We start from the raw sequence: 22,310 nt of genomic DNA on the forward strand, positions 1-22,310 counted from the left end.
AGTACAAGAAACGGAGTGAATCTTTCATGGAAGAAAAGAATCCTATCCAGGTATCAGAACGTATCTTCAATACTATAGAATACCTAGCGCAATACGGCCCCATGGGACTTCTGGAACTGAGCAAAGGGTTAAATCTGAACAAAACAACGGTTCATCGCATCTTGAACTCACTGATTTGCATGAATTATGTAAAACAGGATCCTGAAACTTTAAAATACAGCCTTAGTTTTAAGTTCTGCGGAATTGCTAACCAGGTCCTTTCTCAGAACAATATTATCGATCTGGCACATCCTTATATCAAGTCACTTGCAGAGCAGACCGGTGAGACAGTACATCTTGTGGAAATCGACGGCATGAACGCTGTTTATATTGATAAAGTGGAAGCTTCCCAGAATGTTGTACGCCTTGTTTCTATGATTGGGAAAACAATCCCTCTTTTCTCTTCCGGAGTTGGCAAAGCATTGCTGGCCGATATGTCAGACGAGAAAATAAAGAGTATCTGGGAACAAAGTGATATTCACAAACTGACAGAATATACCATTACCGATTTCAATAAATTTATGCATTTGATTCAGGAAATCCGTAAATGCGGGTATTCTCTGGATAATGAAGAAAATGAATTGGGTGTAAGATGTATCGCAGTCTCCCTCAGAAGTTTTCATGGTAAACCCAAATATGCGATCAGCATATCTGCACCAAAAGACCGGATGACGGACGAAGATTTAAAAAGATTCAAACCAATGATCTTAGATACAAAAAAACGAATTCTACAGGAAATGGGGCAATAGATTGGGGGACAGATTCCTTGACTCACATGCGTGTGAGTCAAGGAATCTGTCCCCCTGTCATTAGCTAAAACCCAAAATATCTTACTGCATTATTATAAGAAATATCCTGTACCATGCGTCCCAGTACTTTTTCGTCTGCCGGGTATTCTCCGTTCTCTACCCAGCCTCCGATCAAATTGCACATAATTCTCCTGAAGTATTCATGTCTGGTATAAGACAGAAAACTTCTGGAATCCGTAAGCATGCCAATAAAGTTCCCTAAAAGTCCAAGATTTGCCAGTGATGTCATCTGCTCGATCATTCCCTGCTTATTATCATTGAACCACCAGGCGCTTCCCTGCTGGATTTTTCCGCGGGCCTCTTCGCTTTGGAAGCATCCAATGATTGTTCCGATTGTTGCGTTGTCTGTCGGATTTAAGGAATACAGGATTGTCTTCGGTAATTCATCTGTAATGGCAAGTGCATTCAGATAATCTGCCATTTCAGAAGACGGAGCATAGTTATTGATGCAGTCGATTCCTGCATCCGGTCCCAGTTTTCCGAAGATCATTCCGTTATTGTCACGTTTCACTCCATAATGAAGCTGCATAGCCCAGTTTTTCTTATGGTACTCTCTTCCGAGTGCCACCATATATGCGGTCTTAAACTGAAGTTCATCTGCACGGCTGACTGCTTCCCCGCGAAGTCTTTTCGCAAAAATTGCTTCGATTTCTTCTTCCGATGCAGGAGCATACATCACATATTCCAGACCGTGATCCGATACGGAGCATCCGTGCTCTGCGAAATAATCCATACGGATTCTTAGTGCTTCGATCAAAGATGCAAAACTATCAATCTTCACGCCGCTTACTACTTCAAGTTTTTTCAGATATTCCAGATAATCCGTTTTTTCCAGATTCATCGCTTTATCCGGTCTCCATGCAGGCAGTACCCGTACTTCGAAACTCTCATCTGCCGCAATTTTCTCATGCCATTCCAGTGAATCTACCGGATCGTCGGTCGTACATACCAGTGTTACATTCGACTGACGGATCAGATTTCTCGCGCTCATGCCGTCTTCCTGAAGCTTTGCGTTGCAGAGATTCCATACTTCTTCAGCCGTCTCACCATTCAGGGCACCATAATATCCAAAATATCTCTGAAGTTCCAGATGACTCCAGTGATAGAGCGGATTACCGATTGCTCTCTCCAGTGTTTCCGCCCATTTCTGGAATTTCTCGCGGTCAGAAGCATCACCGGTAATATATTTTTCTTCCACACCGTTGGAGCGCATCTGACGCCATTTATAATGATCCGCTCCCAACCAGACCTGTGTGATATTCTCAAACTTTCTGTCCTCGGCGATCTCCTGCGGATTAATATGGCAGTGATAATCGAGAATCGGCATATTCGCCGCATATTCATGATATAATTTCTGTGCTGTTTCTGTCTCAAGTAGGAAATCTTTATCCATAAATGCTTTCATACTATTTGCACCTGCCCTTACACATATTTTTTCAAAGTCGCACGTACCGCTCCCTTGCCCGCTGTCAGTTCCTTCAGATATCCGACAACCATATCTGCAAGACCTGCTTCGTAGAGATCCACGCCAAAGATCTGTTTCATCCTCAGTACCGGTGCAACTTTCGCTTCTACATCCTGATCTTCTTTCAGTTCCAGTCCCGCAACAAATGGGCATACGGTATCCAGAAGCGGATCCGGGCTGAGTTCAAATTTATTTCCTTCATCATCTACCGCCATCAGGTAACGAAGCCATCCTGCAAATACCAGCGGGATCAACTTCAGAGATTTCACATCCAGTTCATCAGATGCCTGATAAGCCTTGATCGTCTCTCCAAAACGGATTGCCAGCTTCTGAGAAGTGTCGGTTGCAATTCTCTGCGGAGTATCCGGCATAAACGGGTTCGGAATACGCACATTCAGTACGGTGTCAATAAACTCCTTCGGATCGAGGACGCCCGGATTTACAACAACCGGAAGACCTTCTACATATCCGACGGTCTCAACCAGTTTCTTAAGCTCTTCATCTTTCATTTCATCTGAAATCTTCTGATAACCGAGCACACATCCGTAAACAGCAAGTGCTGTATGGAGCGGATTCAGACAGGTGCAGACTTTCATCTTTTCTACTTTATCAACGGTCTCTCTCTCGGTAAACATCAGACCGCCTTTTTCAAGCTCCGGTCTTCCGTTCGGGAATGCATCTTCGATGACCAGATATTCACATTCTTCTGCATTTACAAAAGGTGCCACATACGTGTTCTTGGAAGTGATGACCGGATCCAACTCCTCAACACCGTCATTCTTCAGAATTTCTACTACAGAAGCATCCGGTCTCGGTGTGATTTTATCGATCATGGACCACGGGAAGGTTACCTTCTCTTTTGAATTCACATACGCAAGGAACCCCTCTTCTGCCAGTCCGTTTTTGGTCCACGCTTCTGCAAATGCATTGACTGCCGCATACAGCTTGTCGCCGTTGTGAGAGCAGTTATCCATGCTGACCATAGCGACCGGTTTCTCACCCGCCTGATAACGGGTGTACAGAAGAGATGCAACTTTTCCGATATAGCTCATCGGTTTTTCCGGTCCTTTTTCAAAATCTTCTACAACTGCCGTAAGCATTTCTCCTTTTCCGTTTACAAGGCTGTATCCATTCTCTGTAATTGTGAAAGAAACCATCTGAAGGGAATCTTTGCGGAAGATTTCTTTCAGGCGCTCATACTCAGCAGTATTTTCAGAATCCAGTATGCGGGACTCTACTACACTTCCGACCACTGTCTTATCCACATTTCCGTCAGCCTTCAGTGTAACAAGGATGCTGTAATCGTCATGCGGGCGGTTCATTTTTTCAACAATTTCGTAGTCAAAACCTTCTGCCACGATAAGTCCGCGGTCAAGTACCCCTTCATTTAACAGATTCTGAACCACATTTGCCTGGAACGCACGGAAAATGTTTCCTGCTCCAAAATGGATCCAGAATGGATTTTCCTTTGTTGCTTTCGCTACTTTTTCACGATCAAACTTCGGAAGGGCATATCCTTTTTCTTCCCATTCGTTTCTATTTACAAGTCCGTTTGTACTTAATTTCATTATTTTCTTGCCCCTTTCTCGATTGCTTCCCATAAACCATTCAAATATGTTGCTCCAAGTGCACGGTCATAGAGTCCGTATCCCGGCATTGCCACTTCATCCCAGATCATACGTCCGTGATCCGGGCGGATCGGTCCTTCAAATCCGATATCGTAGAGAGCTTTCATGATTTCGTACATGTCAAATGTTCCGTCGCTTGAAAGATGAGCCGCTTCTTCAAAGTTGGTCGGAGTGATGAATTTCAGATTGCGGACATGCGCAAAATGAATTTTTCCTTTCAGAGAGCGGATCATATCCGGCAGATCATTCTCAAGGTTGGTTCCGTAAGAACCTGAGCAGAAGGTTACGCCATTGTGCGGATTGTCCACCATTTCCATCATGCGAAGGATATTCTTCTTGTTGATGATGATACGCGGAAGGCCGAACACACTCCATGCCGGATCGTCCGGATGAATTGCCATATTGATATCGTATTTGTCACACACCGGCATAATCTTTTCCAGGAAATATTTCAGGTTTTCAAATAATTTCTCATCGTCTACATCCATGTAAAGTTCGAACAGCTCTTTCACTTGTTCCATTCTCTCCGGTTCCCATCCCGGCATTACAGTTCCGTTCATATCACCTGCGATGGATTCAAACATCTTCTCCGGATCCAGTGCATCTACTGCTTCCTGTGTGTAGGCAAGCACGGTAGAACCATCCGGACGTACTCTTGCGAGTTCGGTTCTGGTCCAGTCAAATACCGGCATAAAGTTGTAACATACCAGATGAAGATCTTCTTTTCCGAGATTCTCCAATGTCTCGATATAATTTGCAATGTACTGGTCTCTTTCCGGCGCGCCTGTTTTAATTGCATCATGAATATTTACACTTTCAATTCCTGCAATATGAAGGCCGGCCGCTTCCACTTCTTCTTTCATCGCACGGATTCTCTCACGGCTCCACACTTCCCCCGGTGCCGTATCGTAAAGCGTCGTGATTACGCCCGTAACGCCCGGAATCTGGCGGATCTGCTGAAGCGTAACCGTGTCAAATTTGCTTCCGTACCATCTCAGTGTCATTTCCATAATTTTCATACCTTCCTTTTCTGAATCGATGTTTTACTTGTTGATTCTATTATTTTCCCATGCAAAATACCATTGATGAGGTTGCCCTATACATTGCAAAAATTGCGGTTTCATGTTAGACTAAATACAGTACTTCTCATTCGGAAAGGAGACTGTCATGAGAAAGAATTTACAGACCGCTTTCAGTACCAGGCAGTATATGGTAGCACAGGATTTTGAAATCTATTATTATAATGACCAGAACCTGGAAAAAGTAGCCCTGCACTCACACGATTATTATGAATTCTATTTTTTCCTGGAAGGAGATGTCAGTATCCAGATCGGTCAGGAAACATTTCCCATCAAATATGGCGATATTATGCTGATGCCGCCTCACATTCCGCACAAGCCGATCATCCACAGTCACGAAGTCCCTTATCGGCGGTTTGTGTTCTGGATCAGCCAGGAATACTGCAGCCATCTGCTGCAGCTTTCACCAGACTATGTCTATCTGATGCAATATGTTGAAACTTCCAAAACTTATCTTTTCCACAACGACCGGATTACATTCAACACCATTCAGTCGCTGATTCTCAGGCTGATCGAAGAAATGCACTCCGAACGGTTCGGCCGTGCTGCGCAGATTACTTTGTGCGTCAACGATCTGGTGCTTTTTCTCAACCGTCTGATCTATGCGAGAAATGTTCCTAGCTCACCGGGTGAAGAGCAGGATCTTTACCGGCAGCTCACATCCTACATCGAAGAGCATCTGGATGAGGATCTGCCTCTTGAAAAGCTGGCTGAGGAATTTTATGTAAGTAAATATCATATCGCACATGTTTTCAAAGACAGGATCGGCATGTCGATCCACCAGTATATCACGAAAAAAAGGCTTGCCCTCTGCAAGGAAGCCATCCTTGGAAATGCTAATATTTCTGAAGTTTATCAGGCTTACGGATTCGGGGACTACTCCAGCTTTTTCCGGGCATTTAAGAAAGAATACGGAATCTCCCCGAAAGACTATCGAGAAAAACAGCTGACAAAATATGATTAATTCGTTGTAAGCTTTTTTCAGCCGTGCTATACTTTATCCTGCAAATTACATGAAACCAGTTTAAAGGAGTATGAATCATATGAATCCTATGAATTTATTTCAAATTAAAAAACTCTGGAACGAGTTCACTGCCCGTCATCCAAAGTTTCCGAATTTTATAAAAGCCGTATCCCAAAATGCCATCCAGGAGGGTACGATCCTGGAAATCCAGGTCACCTGCCCTGACGGTAAGAGCTTTGCTTCCAACCTGAAAGTAACTGCCGAAGATCTGGAAATGCTCCAGATGCTCCGGCAGTTACAATCCTGATTTAGAAATATAATACTCCAAAGAAGGCAGCCGAGGCGTACTTGAATTTCCCTCTCTACATTATAAAAAAACGCCCAGACCATATGGTCTGAGCGTTATTTTGATATAATAATAATTCCTACTGGAAGTCAATTACATCGATCCATCTTGAAAGGAATGCTTTCTCTTCTTCAATTCCCTTCGTAAGCTGTACTGCTGCCGCAATCGGAAGCCATTTCTGTACATACTGTTTTGCTGTATCGCTCTTCTTGCAGAACAGATCCAGATACAGATCTGCAAGTTTCTGATTCTTTAATGCAAACTGCAGATACGTGATCGCAGCATCCCCACTTGCATTTCCCTGTGTAGCATGTGACCAGTCTACGATGGTCATGGTTCCGTCTTCTGCTACAATTACGTTGCTCGGGTTAAAATCGCCGTGGCAGAGCTTGGTATGCTTCGGCATAGAATCCAGTCTGGTCTGAAGCTCATAACGTGTTGTAGCATCAACAGTTTCTTTCAGAGTTTCAATCTTACGTGCGAATTTATCCTTCTGAAGCGTCAGACGCGGAGCTTTTTTTGCATGCATGGTAAGCTGAAGATCCACAAACTGCTCCATGTATTTTTCCATATTGACCGGATCATTTTCCATGATCTCTTCCATGGTCTTTCCTTCTACATATTCAATCTTAAGAGCCCACTCTCCGTCAATCTGGGTTACTTCCAGAACCTTTGGAATGTTCAGTCCGCTTTCTTCCACACGTGCCTGGCACAGAGCTTCGTTAAATACATTTGCTTTTCCGTGTTCCGGTGTGAACACTTTTATGATCTGATCCCCTTCTCTATAAACAACCTTATACGGACGGGTTACAACTACATCTTTATTCATTACATTCATGGTAGACATCCTTTCTTTTAAACTGATTTATACGTCTAAAAATATCTGCATTTACCTATTTGTTTTCTGTACCATAGTAAGCTTTCAGATAGATTTCTTTCAGCTCTGACATCAGCGGGTATCTCGGGTTCGCACCTGTACACTGGTCGTTAAATGCCTGCTCTACCATGTCATCCAGAGTATCCAGGAAATATTTCTCATCTACACCGTAATCCTTGATCGTCGGTTTGATCTCGATCGTTCTCATCAGGTCTTCCAGTTTAGCAAGAAGTTTTTCAAATACTTCCTGATCGTTCTTTCCGGTCAGACCTACAAAACGTCCGATTTCAGCATAACGCGCCAGTGTGTGCGGATACTGATACTGAGAGAATGTACCCATCTTTGTCGGTACCTCAGCACTATTATAACGCATTACTTCTGTAAGTACCAGCGCATTTGCAATACCATGCGGCAGGTGATGGAATGCACCTAATTTGTGAGCAAGTGAGTGGTTTACACCAAGGAATGCATTTGCAAATGCCATACCGGCCATGCAGGATGCATTTGCCATATGATCTCTTGCTTCCACATCATTTCCGTCTTTGTATGCGCGCGGCAGGTAATCAAACACGAGCTTGATTGCCTTCAGTGCAAGGCTGTCTGTATAATCGGAAGCCATAATAGAAACATAAGCTTCGATTGCATGTGTCATTACGTCGATACCTGACGCACAGGTAAGTCCTTTCGGAGCACTCATCATATTGTCTGTGTCAACGATTGCCATGTTCGGCATCAGTTCGTAGTCAGCAAGCGGCCATTTGATTCCGGTCTCTTTATCTGTGATGATTGCAAATGGTGTTACTTCTGAACCGGTACCTGAAGAAGTCGGGATCGCAACGAAATATGCTTTTTTACCCATCTTCGGGAAGGTGTAGATTCTCTTGCGGATGTCCATGAAGTCCATTGCCATATCGTCGAAGTCTGCATCCGGATTTTCATAAAGAACCCACATAACTTTTCCGGCATCCATAGCAGAACCACCACCAAGTGCAATAATGCAGTCCGGCTCAAATGCACGCATTGCTGCAGCACCGGCTTTAGCAGATGCAAGGGACGGATCCGGTTCTACATCAGAGAAGCATGTATGAACAATTCCCATCTGGTCTAATTTATCTTCAATCTGTTTTGTATATCCGTTTTTGTAAAGGAAAGAGTCTGTTACGATGAAGCAGCGTTTCTTGCCCATAACGGTTCCGAGTTCATCCAGTGCAACCGGCATACATCCTTTCTTGAAATATACTTTTTCAGGTGTTCTCATCCAGAGCATGTTTTCTCTCCTTTCAGCAACGGTCTTGACATTGATTAAGTGTTTTACTCCAACGTTTTCAGAAACGGAGTTTCCGCCCCATGAACCACATCCAAGTGTCAAAGATGGAGCCAGTTTAAAGTTGTAAAGATCGCCGATACCACCCTGTGAAGATGGTGTGTTGACAAGGATACGGCAAGTTTTCATTGCTGCTGCATGTTTTGCCATTTTTTCTTTTTCATTCGTATTAATGTACAGAGAAGAAGTATGTCCATATCCGCCGTCTGCAACAAGCTGTTCAGCTTTGGCAAGTGCTTCGTCAAATGTTTTTGCTTTGTACATCGCAAGTACCGGAGAAAGTTTCTCATGAGCAAATTCTTCACTGATATCTACAGATTCCACTTCACCGATCAAGATCTTCGTCTCTTCCGGAACAGTTACGCCAGCCATCGCAGCAATTGTAGCTGCTTTCTGACCAACAATCTTCGCATTCAGTGCGCCGTTGATGAGAATTGTTTTTCTTACCTTCTCAATCTCATCACCTTTCAGGAAATAGCATCCTCTGTATTCAAATTCATCTCTGACCTGTTTGTAAACACTTTCCAGTACCGTAACTGACTGCTCAGAAGCACAGATCATACCATTGTCAAATGTTTTGGAATGGATGATGGAGTTCACTGCCAGGCGGATATCTGCTGTCTCATCAATGATAACCGGAGTGTTTCCTGCTCCGACACCAAGTGCCGGTTTTCCTGAAGAGTACGCAGCCTTAACCATTCCCGGGCCACCTGTGGCAAGAATAATATCAGCATCCTGCATAACCATATTGGTCAGCTCCAGACTCGGAACATCGATCCAACCGATGATTCCTTCCGGTGCACCTGCTTTTACTGCTGCTTCCAGAACGAGTTTTGCCGCAGCAATCGTAGACACTTTTGCACGCGGATGTGGGCTGATGATGATTGCATTTCTTGTCTTCAATGCGATCAATGTCTTAAAAATCGCTGTCGAAGTAGGGTTAGTAGTAGGAATAACTGCGGCAACAAGTCCGATCGGTTCTGCAATCTTTTTAATTCCGTATACCGGATCTTCTTCGATCACACCGCAGGTCTTTGTATTTTTATAAGCGTTGTAAATATACTCTGATGCATAATGATTCTTGATTACTTTGTCTTCTACGATACCCATTCCGGTCTCTGCAACTGCCATTTTTGCAAGTGGGATACGGGCCTTATCTGCTGCTGTAGCCGCAGCCTTGAAAATCTTGTCTACCTGCTCCTGTGTATAAGTAGCAAAGACTTTCTGTGCTTCCTTCATCGCTTTCATTTTCGCTTCCAGCGCTTCCGGGTTGTCGATTATGGTTGGGATGTTGGTTTCCTGATTTGCCATTTTGAATCCTCCTGTAATGAAATAATGGAATCATAGTAGTTTGCTTATTGTTAATTAATTAACAATCTTTATAATGCTATTATATTGGATTCTATTTCTTTTGTCAACACAAATTGTTAAATAAATAACGATTTCAACATTATGCATAATCAAACGCCAAAATCGCATAAAACACACAGCATATTTACCATTCTTTTTGTATCTGCATTATTCCCCACAGCCCGTATCCGGCAAGGATCAGCTCCAGAATAAGAAGGATTCTACCCAGACTGTCCGGAACAGAAAAGAGCATAAGTCCATATCCCCACATATTAAAAACAATATGAAGTGCAATCCCCGCCGCCAATGTGTCATATTTTCTTACCACATAACCGATCAATACTCCGATAACTCCGGCACAGATTCCCTGCGCCAGATTCAGATGGTAAATACCGAACAGTATCGCCTGCAAAAGATTCGCGATCCAGAACGCCAATCCTGCTTTTTCAAAATAATGGTGGATCAGTCCGCGGAAAATCAGTTCCTCCACAATCGGAGCCAGAAGAACTGTATAAAATATAATCGCAAGAGACATCGTTCCCATTCCCGAATTTCCGAGCAATTGTTCATAATCTTCCAACGCCTTTGGAAGCAGAATTTGTATGGCAATCATCATAAGACTGCTGATTCCCTGGACCCCTATTCCGACTGCCGCCAGGTAAAGCGGTGCTCTTCGAACTTTCCCTACATCCTGCACCGGGGAAAACCGGTATCCTGTCTCGAACCGATACCAGATTCCGATCAGCATGATCAAGATCAATGTGATCGGCACTGCATTAACTGCAAGTGTCGGAGCTGTTCCCAGAATCTGATATGACATGATATTCATCAGCGACTGAAGCATCAGTACTGCCGGCAATACCAGAAATCCCAATACAAACGCCGTCACCCTCTGCTTCCATGATTTATATTTCCTATTCTTCACACGCCAAGTCTCCTTTCATACTTCCTCGGTATCCCGTCATATAACGGTTCATATTATCCGTTATTTTATCACCTTTTTTTCACTCGTACAACGCCAATTTCTATACAGTCGTATCCCCTGATTCTTATGGATTCCACCCGCGGGAACATTGACTGTACCTCCCGCAAATGTTATACTGTATCATAATACAAAGCACCACTGAAATGAATTCATCATACAGTCTATTTAAGAATCAGGGGGCTGTCTATGTCCAAAGAAAATTATTTTCAAAAAGCACTATCCAATTTTACATTTGAAGTAGCAAGCGACGGTGCCATCCGCCATCTGGCCGGGCACGGATATACCGTCCCCCAGATATCCAAAAAGCTTAATTTTCCCACACCTTATGAACGCATTCAGCGAATCGTATGGGAATCGATGCTGGACAACCGCATACTTCTTCTGGAAGAGCCCGGAAATGCAGGCATTCACAAAAAAATCTCCTACATTCAGGATAGGGACAGCTACGGAAGAACCAGCTTCCGTCAGGTTATTGTCAGTGAAGCTACGCTGCCGGAGATTCATTGGACTACCTATACTTATGATCCCGATACACATGGTCCACTTTCCGACTTACTTTCCGCAAAATATGCTGCAAATTCTGAAGATGCCTATGCATCCTGCGATTTCGGTCTGCGGCTTTTGAAAGATCCTGCAGGATTCTCAGACTCTCTCAAGGTTCTGGAGGAAAATCAAAGAGAGTATATCCTCGGTCTTCCCTGGGTAAGCTCCGTCGTCTACCACCGGCTCGATTTGCGGATGCGGACGATTCTTGTCAGATTATATGAAAATGACCTCTATCAGGGATGCTGTTATTTTGGAACAACCGGCGAGAAAGTTATTTTGAACTGAATTGCCGGAAAGCTTTTTTATCTTTAGGGTAAGTGCAATGACGTTCGTTGTATGTGCATGGTAAATGACTCTGTGCGCACCATTGGTTGCCAACTTTTTCACTTCATGATTCATAAGATGGCTAGGCAGTTCACTGGTCGGTCTTCCTCCGTTTACCAGGCCCCAGCAGATTCTGTAATTTTCACCTTTTTCATCCAATTCTATGATACAGATGCTGTCTTCCGGATCCAGGATGACGTTGCGGAAATATTTTCCGCTTCCTGTTACCATGAAGAATTCTCCTGCCAATTCAGGCACAGAAGTTCCGATTTCTTTCCATTCTCCGTCAAGACTGAGATATTCTTTTACTTCTTCAACCTCTTCCTCTTTCATGCGGTAAGACAGGTTTCCGCCATTTCTCTCATGCCATCCCTGCTCCCATCCGTCATTACACATACGAATAAATCCCTGTACAAATTTTACATCCATAATACTCATAATCTTTTCTCCTTCCAAATTTAGTTTCTCTTGCTGAGTACTTCTGCTTCGTATTTTTCTACTTCTTCAAACCAGCCTTCAGCTGCCACACCACATCTTCTGCAGTATTCTTCCCAGACATCTCCCAGCGGAAGTGTCTTGATTTCTTCCTGGAGCACCATTTTCTTAGACATCTGATTCGTATCCTGAAGTTCTTTAAGCATCTCGTTTGGTGTGCAAAGGGCATTTAAGAGTACTTTCTGGAAACTTCTGAATCCGGTTACCCATGCAGAAATACGGTTAATGGATGCATCAAAGTAATCCAGTGCGATATAAGTACGTTCTATACCTCTTTCGCAGCGGACAATTTCTTTTGCGATTTCTTTTGTCTCATCATCAAACAGAACCACATGGTCGGAATCCCAGCGAATCGGCCGTGTCACATGCAAAGCAATCTCCGGGAAAAATGTAAGTAATGCCGGAATTTTATCTGAGACAACTTCTGTCGGATGATAATGTCCGTTATCCATAAGCGGCAGGCATTTATCAATATTTGCCGCTGCATAGCTGAGTGCATATTCTGCGGATCCCACCGTATAAGCCTCGACTCCGATATCAAACACCTTAGACTCTACACATGGTTTTAACATCTTTGGATCGTATGGTTCAGAAAGGATCTCATCAATTGATTCTTTATAGCGCACTCTCGGTCCCATACGGTCCGCTGGGATATCCTTGTATCCATCGCCTGTCCAGATATTCATAACACATGGGATTCCTGTCTGCTCAGCAAAGTAAGAGGAAATACGTACGCATGCTTTTCCATGCTCGATCCAGAATCTTCTCGTCTCTTCATCCGGACTGGACAGCGTCAGACCGTCTTTCACCTTATCATGTGAGAAAAATGTCGGGTTAAAGTCCAATCCCATTCCTCTCTCTTTTGCGAAATCAACCCATTTCTGGAAATGCTTTGGTTCCAGTTTGTCACGGTCTGCAAATTCACCGTTTTCAAAAATTGCATAGCATGCATGCACATTGATTTTTTTCTTTCCCGGCATAGACAATGGAAGGAACATCTCAGAAGGATATCCAAGACTTTGGATGAAAGCTTCATCCCATTGTTTATAAAATGGATTCACAAGTTGTGTCGATGTTCCGTTCGTATACTCCGACAATTTATTTCCGGTCAATAAGAACTGGAAATAATCCGGCAGCATCAAAAATGTCTTTGCTTTTTCCAAAAGTTCCAGTGTGTTCTGTTTCACAGCCATAAGCTGGTAAACGGTATTAAAGATCTGTTTCTGGATTCCGGTCTTCTGATATAATTCCGGCTCCGGAATGGTCTTGTATACTTCCGTATCCATTCCTGTTGTCCGACCGTCCCGATAGCCATATGTGTCTCCAAGGATCTGATCATTTTCATCCAACAGTACATAATCGACCGCCCATGTATCAATGGACATACTTACCGGAATTTTCCCGATCTCTTTACACTTTTTCATTCCTGCCACAATTTCCGAAAACAATCTCCGGACATCCCATAACTTTTTCCCGTCCCGGATGGTCATTTCATTTTCTCCTTTCTTTTTCCCTTCCTGTTAAGGTAAATATATCAAAAATCATTTTGATATTTTAGATTCTGTTTTGACCAAAAAACTGTCCTTATTTTCCATTATGCAAAGCAAAAAAAATAAACAGAACCGGTGTCTGTCACCCATTCTGTTTATTTATCTTTTGCTAAATTCTTATTGTACGATCGTTCTTATGCTCCAGCCTGTATTTTCTCGGCGTCATTCCATACCGTTCTTTGAACTGACGGTAAAAATAGCTTTGGTTCTCATATCCTACAGCTACCGCAATCTCTTCAATCGGAAGATTCGATTCTACCAGCAGCATGACTGCCTTCTGGAATCTCTTGCGCTGCAGCAGCTCCTGAAATGTAAATCCTGTGGTCTGTTTAATCATTTTACTCAGCACCGAGAGCGACTGGTGAAAATCTTCTGCGATTTTCGACAGCGTTGCCGTCTTATACCAGGTATCGATGTAAGATAACGTTGACTGCACAACCACATCCTTATAGCTCTGTGAGGAACTCTGTGTCAGACAATCAACATGGCGCAGAAGATACAGAAAAACGATCCCCATGGAATATTGATTGATGCTGTCTTCATTCTGCTCATCATTCAGCATGGAACTGATCATATTTTCCATGAGGTTCTCAATTGCCTGATTCTCTCCCAGTCGGAACACCAGATAATGTGATACCGGATGATTCTGTCGAAGTGTGTTAACAAGAAATTCCGCCAGTGTATTATTCTCTTTCAGCATCTGGAGCGGGATATCAAAGACCTCAGGCAGTGCGATAAAATTAATCCCGATATCCTCATACTCAGCCCGCCGGACTCCGTGCTGCACGTGCTGATTAAGAAGAAGCAGATCACCCTTCTGCAGGGTCACTTCCTTTCCATCCAGATAATGGGTGATCGTTCCCTGACACACATACATAATTTCAATGTAATTATGCCGATGGGCCGGGAAATCGATAAACCGGCTGTGCAGGCGTACCGTAATCAGACGTCCCTCTTTCAGGAAACGGTTACGATCAATTTCAAATTTAATTTCACTGGTATAAAGTTCTTTGTTGACAGTCGCATTTCCGTCCAGATAGCTCTGTTCTTCCGGAGATATCTCCTGCATTTTACTGATTAATTCGGGGTTCATAGTTTCCCGTCGCCTCTCTGTCTGAGATTGATTATAATGTTCCTCCGAAATCGGTCCAGATTGCCTGTCCGGTAATCGCGCGTGACTCATCGCTTGCAAGGAACAACAGAATATTTGCAACATCATCCGGCATACACGGCTGGACTTTCAGATCACTGTGCTTTGCCATCTGTCCCATCATATCCGGGTCAAGAGTTGTCGGATCGGTTCCTACAACCATAGGTGTCACGATCGTTCCCGGGCACACTGCATTACAACGGATATTGGTTCCTGCAAAACGGAGAGCTGTATGGCGTGTCACGCCGATTACTGCCGCCTTGGAAGATACATAAGCTGCACCGCCGCATCCCATAACACCAGCAATAGAAGCCACATTTACGATAGAACCGTAACCAGTCTTTGACATTTCTGCTGTAGCGGCACGCATGCAGTACATGGTTCCTTTCTGATTGATCTCAACAATCCGGTCCAGATCCTCGTCTTTGAAACGATCGATTGGCTTCAGACCTTCTTCAAGAACACCTGCATTATTGATCAGGATATCTACTTTTCCATATGCTTCAACAGCTTTTGCTACCAGCTTGTCAGCATCTCCTTTTTTGGAAATGTCTGTTACAACCGGAAGGACTTCTCCTCCTGCTTCGCGGATTGCATCAGCAACATCCTTAAGCTGCGCTTCTCTGCGGGCACTGATCACAACTTTTGCACCTTCTTTTGCAAAAAGTTTTGCTGTCGCAGCACCTACTCCGGAATTTCCTCCAGTAATGATAGCTACTTTTCCTTCTAATCGGCTCATTTCATCGCCCTCCTCTTTGTTATTTTTTTAACATATAGTTAATTATAACCGTTCTCTTACAGCAGGTCAATCTGTTTTTTCCAATGCTTAATTTATCATTCTGCCATTTCCATCCTTGATTTTCTTCGGAAAAATCCGACTCCGATTCCGATGTCCTTTCCGGAAAGGATATATTCTTTTGCCCGTTTCTGAAGTACGGTGACTTCCGGATAATTCTCTTTATCTTCCCTGACCTCCGCAAAAATACGCTGTTCTGCCTGCGGAAAACGATGATGTATATTTACAATTTCAAACAGATTCTGGAACTGTATAATATTACTTGTTTCCGGCAGTATCTCCTTAAGCGCCGGTGCAAGAAGCCAGGAATCACAAACATATGCTTCATAGCTTTCTCCGAAGAATTCTTCAGCCTGCCGGAACGATTTTCTGCACTCTGTAATATCCAGTTTCTCACCTGCCGGGATATGTACATTGAGCACTTTCGTACCAGCTTCCAGCTTTTCGCACTTTCCTGTCATATCTTCCTGAAGTGTCATAGGTTCAAACTGGATTCTGCCCAGACGGAACAGCCTCATCTTAATAGAAAATGCAATCCATCCGGCTTCATTTATTCCGTAGACACCGTATTTTCTTTTGCATTCCTCACACCAGATCGTAATATCATAAAACGTATCCACAAATATTTTTTCTGCTATACCCTGTCTCTTATATTCTTCATATACTTCCAATGCCAATTTCAAATAAAAAGAGAGAAGCCACTGCAGATGATTCTCACTTTCTTTCCATTCTCTCAGAAATGCTCTCGTATCTTTGTAAAACAGATCTTTCTTTTCATTATACATTTCCTCCTCCAGGAGAAATCTGACTACTGTCTCTTGCGCTTCCTCCGGGAGACGAATCTTATTCATAAGTTCTTGTATTTCCATACCTAATGTCCCTCTTTCGTTTGCATTTCATATTTATTAAATCAGACTTTCCCATAGTTGTAAAGTTCATAACTTTCCAATATCCAAAACAGGAGTGGAACTTTCGTCACACTCCTGTTCTTATTCTTTTAAGATGGACTATTCCGCCAGATGGCATGCCACCTTATGTCCACTTGCCACCTCTCTGAGCTTCGGTTCCTCCTGCCTGCATTTTTCTGTCGCATATGGGCACCGCGTACAGAACGCGCACCCGGTAAACTTCTCTGTCCTCACCGGCTGCTCTCCATGAAGCGCTGCCACTTCTCTTCGCTGTATATATGGATCCGGCGCCGCCGCAAAGAGTGCCTTCGTATATGGATGAAGCGGATTCTCGAACAATTCCTCCGTTCCCGCTTCCTCCATCATGGAGCCAAGATACATGACTCCAACTCTGTCTGAAATATACCGCACAACACCAATGTCGTGTGAAATAAACAAAAGACTGATTCGAAGCTCTTTCTGCAGATCCATCAGCATATTCAGGATCTGGGCCTGAATAGACACGTCCAGTGCAGAGACCGGTTCGTCACACACGATCAGCTTCGGCTGAATGATCAGGGCTCCTGCAATTCCCAGACGCTGTACCTGTCCGCCGGAAAGTTCATGAGGATATCGAAAATAATGTTCTTCCGACAGTCCCACTTTCTGCAGGATTTCGAGCACCGTCTCCCTGCGTTTCGCAGCATCGCCCATACCGTGAATGATCAAGGTCTCTTCCAGAATATCTCCGATACGTCCTCTCGGATTGAGTGCGGACAAGGTATCCTGAAACACCATCTGCAGATCCTTTCGCAGCGGTCTGAATTCCCGTTCATTTAACCGGCAGAGATCTTTTCCGTTATATAGAATTTCCCCGCTGTCCATCTTGTTAAGCCCTACGATAGCGCGACCGGTGGTCGATTTTCCACATCCTGATTCTCCCACAAGTCCATAGATTTCTCCTTCTTCAATATAGAAGGACATATCATTGACAGCAATCATATGCTCTTTCGGTGCAAACAGCTTATTCGAAGTCCCCCGCAGCGGATATGTCTTTTTCAAATTCTTTACTTCCAGCAAATGTTTCCCCATACCTAGCCCTCCTGTTCCTGCTTCTTTGCATCCGCATATTTCCAGCATTTTACAAGATGTCCCGGCTCTGCCTCGCAGAGCGGCGGCTGTGTCTTTCTGCATCTCTCATCCGCATCCTTGCATCTGGTACAGAAATGGCAGCCTTCCGGAATTTTTGTTAGTGGAGGTACGGTTCCCGGAACAACCGGAAGATGCCTGCCTTTCTCCACGCCCAGATGCGGAATACATGCCAACAGTCCTTGCGTATACGGATGAAGCGGCTTCTCAAATAATTCCTCTGTCTTCGCCTCTTCTACAACCTGTCCGAGATACATAACTCTTACACTGTGGCAAAGCTGTGATACAGCTCCCATATCGTGTGTAATAAACAAGACCGACATTCCAAGCTTATCATTCAATTTCCGGATCAGCTGAAGAATCTGTTCCTGAATCGTCACGTCCAATGCAGTGGTTGGTTCATCCGCAATCAGAAGTTTAGGCTCACATGCCAGTGCCATGGCAATCATAACTCTTTGCTGCATCCCTCCGGAAAGTTCAAACGGATACTGTCTGTAACAGTTCTCCGGATTTGGTATTCCAGTAATCTTCAGCATCTCGACCGCGCGCTGTTTTGCTTCCTGTTTTGACAACTTTCTATGAAGAATCAGTACTTCACTGAGCTGTTTGCCAACCGTATGCACCGGGCTTAACGAGGTCAGTGGATCCTGAAAAATAACGGAAATTCTGTCTCCCCGAATATCTCTCATCTTCGAAAGCGGCAGTTTCAGAAGATCCTGACCTTCGAAGACGATTTCTCCTTCGTAGCGCACTGCCGTGTCATGATCTCTCAGTCTGAGGACAGACTGGGACATCACGCTTTTTCCGGATCCGGACTCACCAACCACACCGGTAATTTCTCCCTGACGAATGCTCAGATTCACGCCATCTACCGCGGGATACCATTTCTTATGAACAGGGAATAATACCCGAAGATTCTTGATCTCAAGGATTGGCTCCCTGGTCATTTTATTCGTATTCTCTTTCATTACCTTTTTGCCCCTCCTTTTGTTCTCGGATCAAGGAAATCCCGAAGGCCGTCTCCCAGAAGATTCAGGCTCAGTACACAGAGGATCACAGCAGCTCCCGGTACGATCATCGTCCACGGTGCTTTCGAAAGAACCAGTTTACTGGCCTGAAGCATATTGCCCCAGCTCGCCGCAGGTGCCGGGATTCCCGCTCCCAGAAAGCTTAATGAAGCTTCCGAAATGATTGCCTGTGCAAAAATAAAAGAAGCCTGAACCGTCAAAGGAGAAATAACGCCCGGCAGAATCAGTTTCCACAAGATGCGAAAACTGCTTGCCCCTTGTACCTGTGCGGCCTCCACATAGGTCTGTTCCCGTATGACCATCGCACTTGCCCGAACCGTCCTTGCAACACTGGGCGTGTACACTATCGTCAATGCCCAGATTACATTCCAGCTCGATGTCCCAAATGCCGAAATCAACGCAACTGCAAGCAGAATTCCGGGAATCGCAATCAAGCCGTCGCAAATCCTCATCAAGATCTGATCCAATATTTTAAAATAGCTTGCATAAAGACCGATGATGGTTCCCAGAATGCAAGAAAATGCAGCTACACATCCTCCAACCCAGAGGGACACTCTCGCACCATACATCACGCGGATAAACAGGTCACGTCCCAACTCATCCGTTCCCAAAAGATGCCCTTTCCCGGGCGGCTGCAGACGATCCGCCACTACCATGGCGTTCGGATCTGTTTTATTCAAAATCGGAACCAGAACCGCAAACAACAGAATAATTACAAATCCCACGCATCCGATGATCAATCCCGGGCTTGCCAGAAGGCGTTCTTTGCGGAGCTGGCGCTGTTCTTTCAGGATTGCCATACTGGCATCCGAAGCACTTTTTCTTGTAAAATACATCTCTCCACCTCCTACTTTCGTCCCGGCTGAAGCCTGGGGTCAACGAAGCCATACAATATATCCACAACCAGATTGACCAAAACATAAACAAGTGTCACGAAAAGAACCACACCCTGTATCAGGAAAATGTCTCTCCGGTTGATCGCTCCCATCGTCAGCATTCCGATCCCCGGAATATTAAACAAAGTCTCTGTTACAATCGTTCCGGTCACCAGGCTTCCGAATGACTGTCCGACAGCCGTAAGAATCGCCGGTGCCGCATTTTTCAGCGCATAGGTCAGAATCACTTTCTTTTCTTTCAGTCCCTTTGCCCTGGCTGTCCGGATAAAATTCTTATACAATACTTCCAGAAGAGAAGAGCGGGTCATTCGTGTAATATAGGCTGCCTGTACAATTCCGAGCGATAAAGCCGGAACAAACAGATATCTCAGATGCTCCAAAAGTCCCTGATCCAATCCGACATACCCGGAAACCGGGAACCAGTGATGATAAACACCGAAAAACAGCATAAGGAACATACTAAGCAGAAATCCCGGGATTGCGGTTCCGAGAAGAGATGCCGTTACTGCTGTCACATCCACCGCAGTACCTCTTTTATATGCCGCAATGATTCCGAGCGGAACCGAAAGAATCAAAGCAATGATCTGTGCCAGAATGGCAAGACTGATCGTGGGACCAAAATATTCGGCAATGGCCTCAAGTACAGACTGCTGAAGAAAATACGATCTCCCCCAGTCCCCATGAAGTACATTCATGAACCAGTCTGCATACTGCACCAGAAACGGGCGGTCAAAACCAAGTTCTGCATTCAACGCCGCAATCTGATCCGAGCTTGCCTCCAGCCCCAGAAGCGCCGTTGCCGGGCCTCCCGGAATCAGATATGTTACCAGAAAGACAACCACAGATACAACGAACATGACCGGAATCAGGGACAAGATACGTTTCCCAATGTATTTTAACATAAGAGATTAACTCCTTTCTCTTGATATCGTTCTGGAAAATCTAATTTCCAATAAAATCAAAGAAGCGGCGGTTGCATACAAGCACCGCCGCCATCCTGCTATCGCATATTTTCAAGTTCAAGATAAAACTATTTTGTTGCGGTCCAGTAAATCGGGAATCTTACATAGCCGACTCCGTCCACTTTCTCATTTGTCAAAATAACGTTTGTAAAATGTCCGAGAACAGTTGCTGCACCGTCTTCATACAGGAATGTCTGGAGATCTGCCCATGCTGCAGCTGCTTCTTCATCGGATGCTGCAGAACGAATCTTCGTAATTCCGTCTGTTACTTCCTGACGGTCTAATCCTGCCCAGCCTTTATCCAGTACAGAAAGCTGAACCGGAAGCATATTATAGCTGTTGCTTGTAATAAACATGCTGAACTGCTTCGGATCAGAACGATGTTCCATAAAGGTGCTGAAATCATAGCTTTCTACTTCGGCATTGAACCCCGCCTGTTTCAGCTGTTCCTGTACAACCAGTGTTGCATTGTACATTTCTTCATAATCCGGAGTCGTTACGAGAACGATCTTCTCATTATTATATCCGGATTCAGCCAGAAGTTCTTTTGCTTTTTCTACATCATTCTGATTGTAGTATTCTTTACCGGCATCGGTTCCCCACTGCTTGTCATCTGGGTTACACCATCCTGCATTGATTTCATACAGACTCGGATCTCCGTAAGCTGCCAGAAGAACATCATCACAGTTCAGAGCTGCAAGTGCTGCCTGTCTTACTTTTTCATTTGCCATAATACCTTCTGTTGTATTCAGGAACAGGTTCAGTGTACCGCCGCTCTGGATGATCAGCTTCAGTCCTGATTTCTCAGAAAGCTCCTGATATCTCTCAAGCGGAACATCTTCTGCGATGTCATACTGACCGTTCTCTACACCTGCAATACGGGTTGCAGAATCGGTTACTACGCGGAAATAGATCACATCCGATACAACATCCTTCGCATCTGCGAGACCGGTAGACGCATTCGGTGAAGGCTGATAGTCTTCATAGCGTTCCAGCTTCACATACTGATCTTGCTTCCATTCAGCCAGTTTGTACGGGCCGGTTCCGATGTATTCCGTAATTCCTTCTTCAGAAGCAGATTCTACGACCTCTTTTGGATAGATTGCCGCAAACTGAATCGGACTTGCAAGAATCATGATAATGTCAGAAGAAGCCTGATTTGCTGTCATCTTTACGGTATAATCGTCTACTTCCTCAAATACAGAACCACCGATCAGTGTATTTGCTTTAGCAGAAAGCTCCAGCCAGCGATTCATAGAAGCTACTACATCATCTGCTTTCATTTCTTCGCCGTTATGGAACTTCACACCCTGACGAAGTTTGAAGGTATAAACCATTCCGTCATCGCTCACTTCATAGGATTCAGCCAGCACCGGAACCGGTTCATAGTTTTCATTCATCTGGAATAATGATTCATAAATATGTACACCAATTCCTCCAACCGTATTGGAATTGACAGTCGGCGGATCCAGTGACGGCGGATTTGCCGCAATCGCTACGTTGAGTTCAATCGGTTCTGTGGTCGCTGCATCGGATGCATCTGTCTTGTTATCTGTACTGCTTTCCTTTTTGCCGCAGCCAGCCAGAACAAGCGTCGCACACATAACGAATGCAAGAATGCGTGACAATGTTTTGTGTTTCATACTTTATTTCCTCCCAAA

The 22,310-nt window shown here is 44.4% G+C and carries 20 protein-coding genes; 4 read left to right on the forward strand and 16 right to left on the reverse strand.

Annotated elements, in window-relative coordinates:
- Positions 1–26: 26 nt before the first annotated feature.
- A complete protein-coding gene (locus ACTNB3_RS00505; protein ID WP_441016482.1) occupies positions 27–788 on the forward strand; it encodes an IclR family transcriptional regulator in 762 nt (253 codons plus the stop codon).
- A gap of 64 nt (positions 789–852) precedes the next feature.
- Here ACTNB3_RS00505 and uxaC read toward each other — a convergent pair whose 3' ends face one another.
- From uxaC to uxuA, 3 genes are read right to left on the reverse strand one after another with little or no spacing between them, the layout of a single operon-like run.
- Positions 853–2,253 carry a glucuronate isomerase gene (gene uxaC / locus ACTNB3_RS00510; RefSeq protein WP_441024061.1) on the reverse strand — a complete coding sequence of 467 codons (1,401 nt, stop codon included), beginning with the start codon at positions 2,251–2,253 and terminating at the stop codon, positions 853–855.
- A gap of 17 nt (positions 2,254–2,270) precedes the next feature.
- On the reverse strand, positions 2,271–3,881 hold the full coding sequence (locus ACTNB3_RS00515; RefSeq protein ID WP_441024063.1) for a mannitol dehydrogenase family protein: 1,611 nt from the start codon (positions 3,879–3,881) through the stop codon (positions 2,271–2,273).
- Entirely contained in the window at positions 3,881–4,951 is a 1,071-nt protein-coding gene (gene uxuA, locus ACTNB3_RS00520) for a mannonate dehydratase (RefSeq protein ID WP_427818993.1), read from the reverse strand. Before uxuA ends, ACTNB3_RS00515 begins: the two co-directional genes overlap by 1 nt.
- Positions 4,952–5,108: 157 nt before the next feature.
- On the opposite strand from uxuA, the gene ACTNB3_RS00525 reads away from it, so the two are divergent.
- Both ACTNB3_RS00525 and ACTNB3_RS00530 read left to right on the forward strand, forming a co-directional pair.
- Positions 5,109–5,984 (forward strand): helix-turn-helix domain-containing protein, encoded by an 876-nt coding sequence (locus ACTNB3_RS00525; RefSeq protein ID WP_427818948.1) that lies wholly within the window; start codon positions 5,109–5,111, stop codon positions 5,982–5,984.
- 79 nt (positions 5,985–6,063) lie between these two features.
- On the forward strand, positions 6,064–6,291 hold the full coding sequence (locus ACTNB3_RS00530; RefSeq protein ID WP_427818947.1) for a hypothetical protein: 228 nt from the start codon (positions 6,064–6,066) through the stop codon (positions 6,289–6,291).
- Positions 6,292–6,409: 118 nt separating this feature from the next.
- Here the strand turns inward: ACTNB3_RS00530 and ACTNB3_RS00535 are convergent, their stop codons facing one another.
- The 3 genes from ACTNB3_RS00535 to ACTNB3_RS00545 form a co-directional block, all read right to left on the reverse strand.
- The gene (locus ACTNB3_RS00535; RefSeq protein WP_427808200.1) at positions 6,410–7,168 is read right to left on the reverse strand and encodes a phosphotransferase; all 759 of its coding nucleotides are present in this window, start codon (positions 7,166–7,168) and stop codon (positions 6,410–6,412) included.
- 55 nt (positions 7,169–7,223) lie between these two features.
- On the reverse strand, positions 7,224–9,842 hold the full coding sequence (adhE, locus tag ACTNB3_RS00540) for a bifunctional acetaldehyde-CoA/alcohol dehydrogenase (RefSeq protein ID WP_427818946.1): 2,619 nt from the start codon (positions 9,840–9,842) through the stop codon (positions 7,224–7,226).
- Between the two features lie 184 nt (positions 9,843–10,026).
- A complete protein-coding gene (locus tag ACTNB3_RS00545) occupies positions 10,027–10,806 on the reverse strand; it encodes a lysostaphin resistance A-like protein (protein WP_441024066.1) in 780 nt (259 codons plus the stop codon).
- A gap of 246 nt (positions 10,807–11,052) precedes the next feature.
- Between ACTNB3_RS00545 and ACTNB3_RS00550 the strand changes: the two genes are divergently transcribed.
- Positions 11,053–11,697: a hypothetical protein gene (locus ACTNB3_RS00550; protein ID WP_427818944.1), complete on the forward strand. Its 645-nt coding sequence runs from the start codon at positions 11,053–11,055 to the stop codon at positions 11,695–11,697.
- Here ACTNB3_RS00550 and ACTNB3_RS00555 read toward each other — a convergent pair.
- The 10 genes from ACTNB3_RS00555 to ACTNB3_RS00600 form a co-directional block, all read right to left on the reverse strand.
- Entirely contained in the window at positions 11,626–12,174 is a 549-nt protein-coding gene (locus ACTNB3_RS00555; protein ID WP_441016505.1) for a class II aldolase/adducin family protein, read from the reverse strand. The two genes, ACTNB3_RS00550 and ACTNB3_RS00555, sit on opposite strands and share 72 nt — an antisense overlap.
- Positions 12,175–12,194: 20 nt before the next feature.
- Complete coding sequence (locus tag ACTNB3_RS00560; protein WP_441024068.1) at positions 12,195–13,721, reverse strand: L-rhamnose isomerase; 1,527 nt, start codon at positions 13,719–13,721, stop codon at positions 12,195–12,197.
- A 169-nt stretch (positions 13,722–13,890) separates the two neighbouring features.
- A complete protein-coding gene (locus tag ACTNB3_RS00565; protein WP_441024070.1) occupies positions 13,891–14,874 on the reverse strand; it encodes an AraC family transcriptional regulator in 984 nt (327 codons plus the stop codon).
- A 31-nt stretch (positions 14,875–14,905) separates the two neighbouring features.
- Positions 14,906–15,670, reverse strand: coding sequence for an SDR family NAD(P)-dependent oxidoreductase (locus ACTNB3_RS00570; protein WP_427818939.1), 765 nt, complete (start codon positions 15,668–15,670; stop codon positions 14,906–14,908).
- A 95-nt stretch (positions 15,671–15,765) separates the two neighbouring features.
- Positions 15,766–16,596, reverse strand: coding sequence for an acyltransferase domain-containing protein (locus ACTNB3_RS00575; RefSeq protein WP_427818938.1), 831 nt, complete (start codon positions 16,594–16,596; stop codon positions 15,766–15,768).
- 138 nt (positions 16,597–16,734) lie between these two features.
- Positions 16,735–17,706, reverse strand: a complete 972-nt coding sequence (locus ACTNB3_RS00580) for an ABC transporter ATP-binding protein (protein WP_427818937.1) — start codon at positions 17,704–17,706, stop codon at positions 16,735–16,737.
- 2 nt (positions 17,707–17,708) lie between these two features.
- On the reverse strand, positions 17,709–18,731 hold the full coding sequence (locus ACTNB3_RS00585; protein WP_441024074.1) for an ABC transporter ATP-binding protein: 1,023 nt from the start codon (positions 18,729–18,731) through the stop codon (positions 17,709–17,711).
- Positions 18,731–19,627, reverse strand: coding sequence for an ABC transporter permease (locus tag ACTNB3_RS00590; RefSeq protein WP_441024076.1), 897 nt, complete (start codon positions 19,625–19,627; stop codon positions 18,731–18,733). Before ACTNB3_RS00590 ends, ACTNB3_RS00585 begins: the two co-directional genes overlap by 1 nt.
- 11 nt (positions 19,628–19,638) lie before the next feature.
- Positions 19,639–20,589, reverse strand: coding sequence for an ABC transporter permease (locus tag ACTNB3_RS00595; protein WP_441024078.1), 951 nt, complete (start codon positions 20,587–20,589; stop codon positions 19,639–19,641).
- 128 nt (positions 20,590–20,717) lie between these two features.
- The gene (locus ACTNB3_RS00600; RefSeq protein ID WP_441024081.1) at positions 20,718–22,292 is read right to left on the reverse strand and encodes an ABC transporter substrate-binding protein; all 1,575 of its coding nucleotides are present in this window, start codon (positions 22,290–22,292) and stop codon (positions 20,718–20,720) included.
- Between the last annotated feature and the right edge of the window lie 18 nt (positions 22,293–22,310).

The sequence above is a fragment of the Bariatricus sp. HCP28S3_D3 genome, from assembly GCF_052065755.1.
GTDB lineage: Bacteria > Bacillota > Clostridia > Lachnospirales > Lachnospiraceae > Allocoprococcus.

Excerpts from the sequence above, each read along its gene's own strand:
- ACTNB3_RS00505 (WP_441016482.1), top strand. The coding sequence starts at position 27 with ATGGAAGAAAAGAATCCTATCCAGGTATCAGAACGTATCTTCAATACT.
- uxaC (WP_441024061.1), bottom strand. The coding sequence starts at position 2,253 with ATGAAAGCATTTATGGATAAAGATTTCCTACTTGAGACAGAAACAGCA.
- ACTNB3_RS00515 (WP_441024063.1), bottom strand. The coding sequence starts at position 3,881 with ATGAAATTAAGTACAAACGGACTTGTAAATAGAAACGAATGGGAAGAA.
- uxuA (WP_427818993.1), bottom strand. The coding sequence starts at position 4,951 with ATGGAAATGACACTGAGATGGTACGGAAGCAAATTTGACACGGTTACG.
- ACTNB3_RS00525 (WP_427818948.1), top strand. The coding sequence starts at position 5,109 with ATGAGAAAGAATTTACAGACCGCTTTCAGTACCAGGCAGTATATGGTA.
- ACTNB3_RS00530 (WP_427818947.1), top strand. The coding sequence starts at position 6,064 with ATGAATCCTATGAATTTATTTCAAATTAAAAAACTCTGGAACGAGTTC.
- ACTNB3_RS00535 (WP_427808200.1), bottom strand. The coding sequence starts at position 7,168 with ATGAATGTAATGAATAAAGATGTAGTTGTAACCCGTCCGTATAAGGTT.
- adhE (WP_427818946.1), bottom strand. The coding sequence starts at position 9,842 with ATGGCAAATCAGGAAACCAACATCCCAACCATAATCGACAACCCGGAA.
- ACTNB3_RS00550 (WP_427818944.1), top strand. The coding sequence starts at position 11,053 with ATGTCCAAAGAAAATTATTTTCAAAAAGCACTATCCAATTTTACATTT.
- ACTNB3_RS00555 (WP_441016505.1), bottom strand. The coding sequence starts at position 12,174 with ATGAGTATTATGGATGTAAAATTTGTACAGGGATTTATTCGTATGTGT.
- ACTNB3_RS00560 (WP_441024068.1), bottom strand. The coding sequence starts at position 13,721 with ATGACCATCCGGGACGGGAAAAAGTTATGGGATGTCCGGAGATTGTTT.
- ACTNB3_RS00565 (WP_441024070.1), bottom strand. The coding sequence starts at position 14,874 with ATGAACCCCGAATTAATCAGTAAAATGCAGGAGATATCTCCGGAAGAA.
- ACTNB3_RS00570 (WP_427818939.1), bottom strand. The coding sequence starts at position 15,670 with ATGAGCCGATTAGAAGGAAAAGTAGCTATCATTACTGGAGGAAATTCC.
- ACTNB3_RS00575 (WP_427818938.1), bottom strand. The coding sequence starts at position 16,596 with ATGGAAATACAAGAACTTATGAATAAGATTCGTCTCCCGGAGGAAGCG.
- ACTNB3_RS00580 (WP_427818937.1), bottom strand. The coding sequence starts at position 17,706 with ATGGGGAAACATTTGCTGGAAGTAAAGAATTTGAAAAAGACATATCCG.
- ACTNB3_RS00585 (WP_441024074.1), bottom strand. The coding sequence starts at position 18,731 with ATGAAAGAGAATACGAATAAAATGACCAGGGAGCCAATCCTTGAGATC.
- ACTNB3_RS00590 (WP_441024076.1), bottom strand. The coding sequence starts at position 19,627 with ATGTATTTTACAAGAAAAAGTGCTTCGGATGCCAGTATGGCAATCCTG.
- ACTNB3_RS00595 (WP_441024078.1), bottom strand. The coding sequence starts at position 20,589 with ATGTTAAAATACATTGGGAAACGTATCTTGTCCCTGATTCCGGTCATG.
- ACTNB3_RS00600 (WP_441024081.1), bottom strand. The coding sequence starts at position 22,292 with ATGAAACACAAAACATTGTCACGCATTCTTGCATTCGTTATGTGTGCG.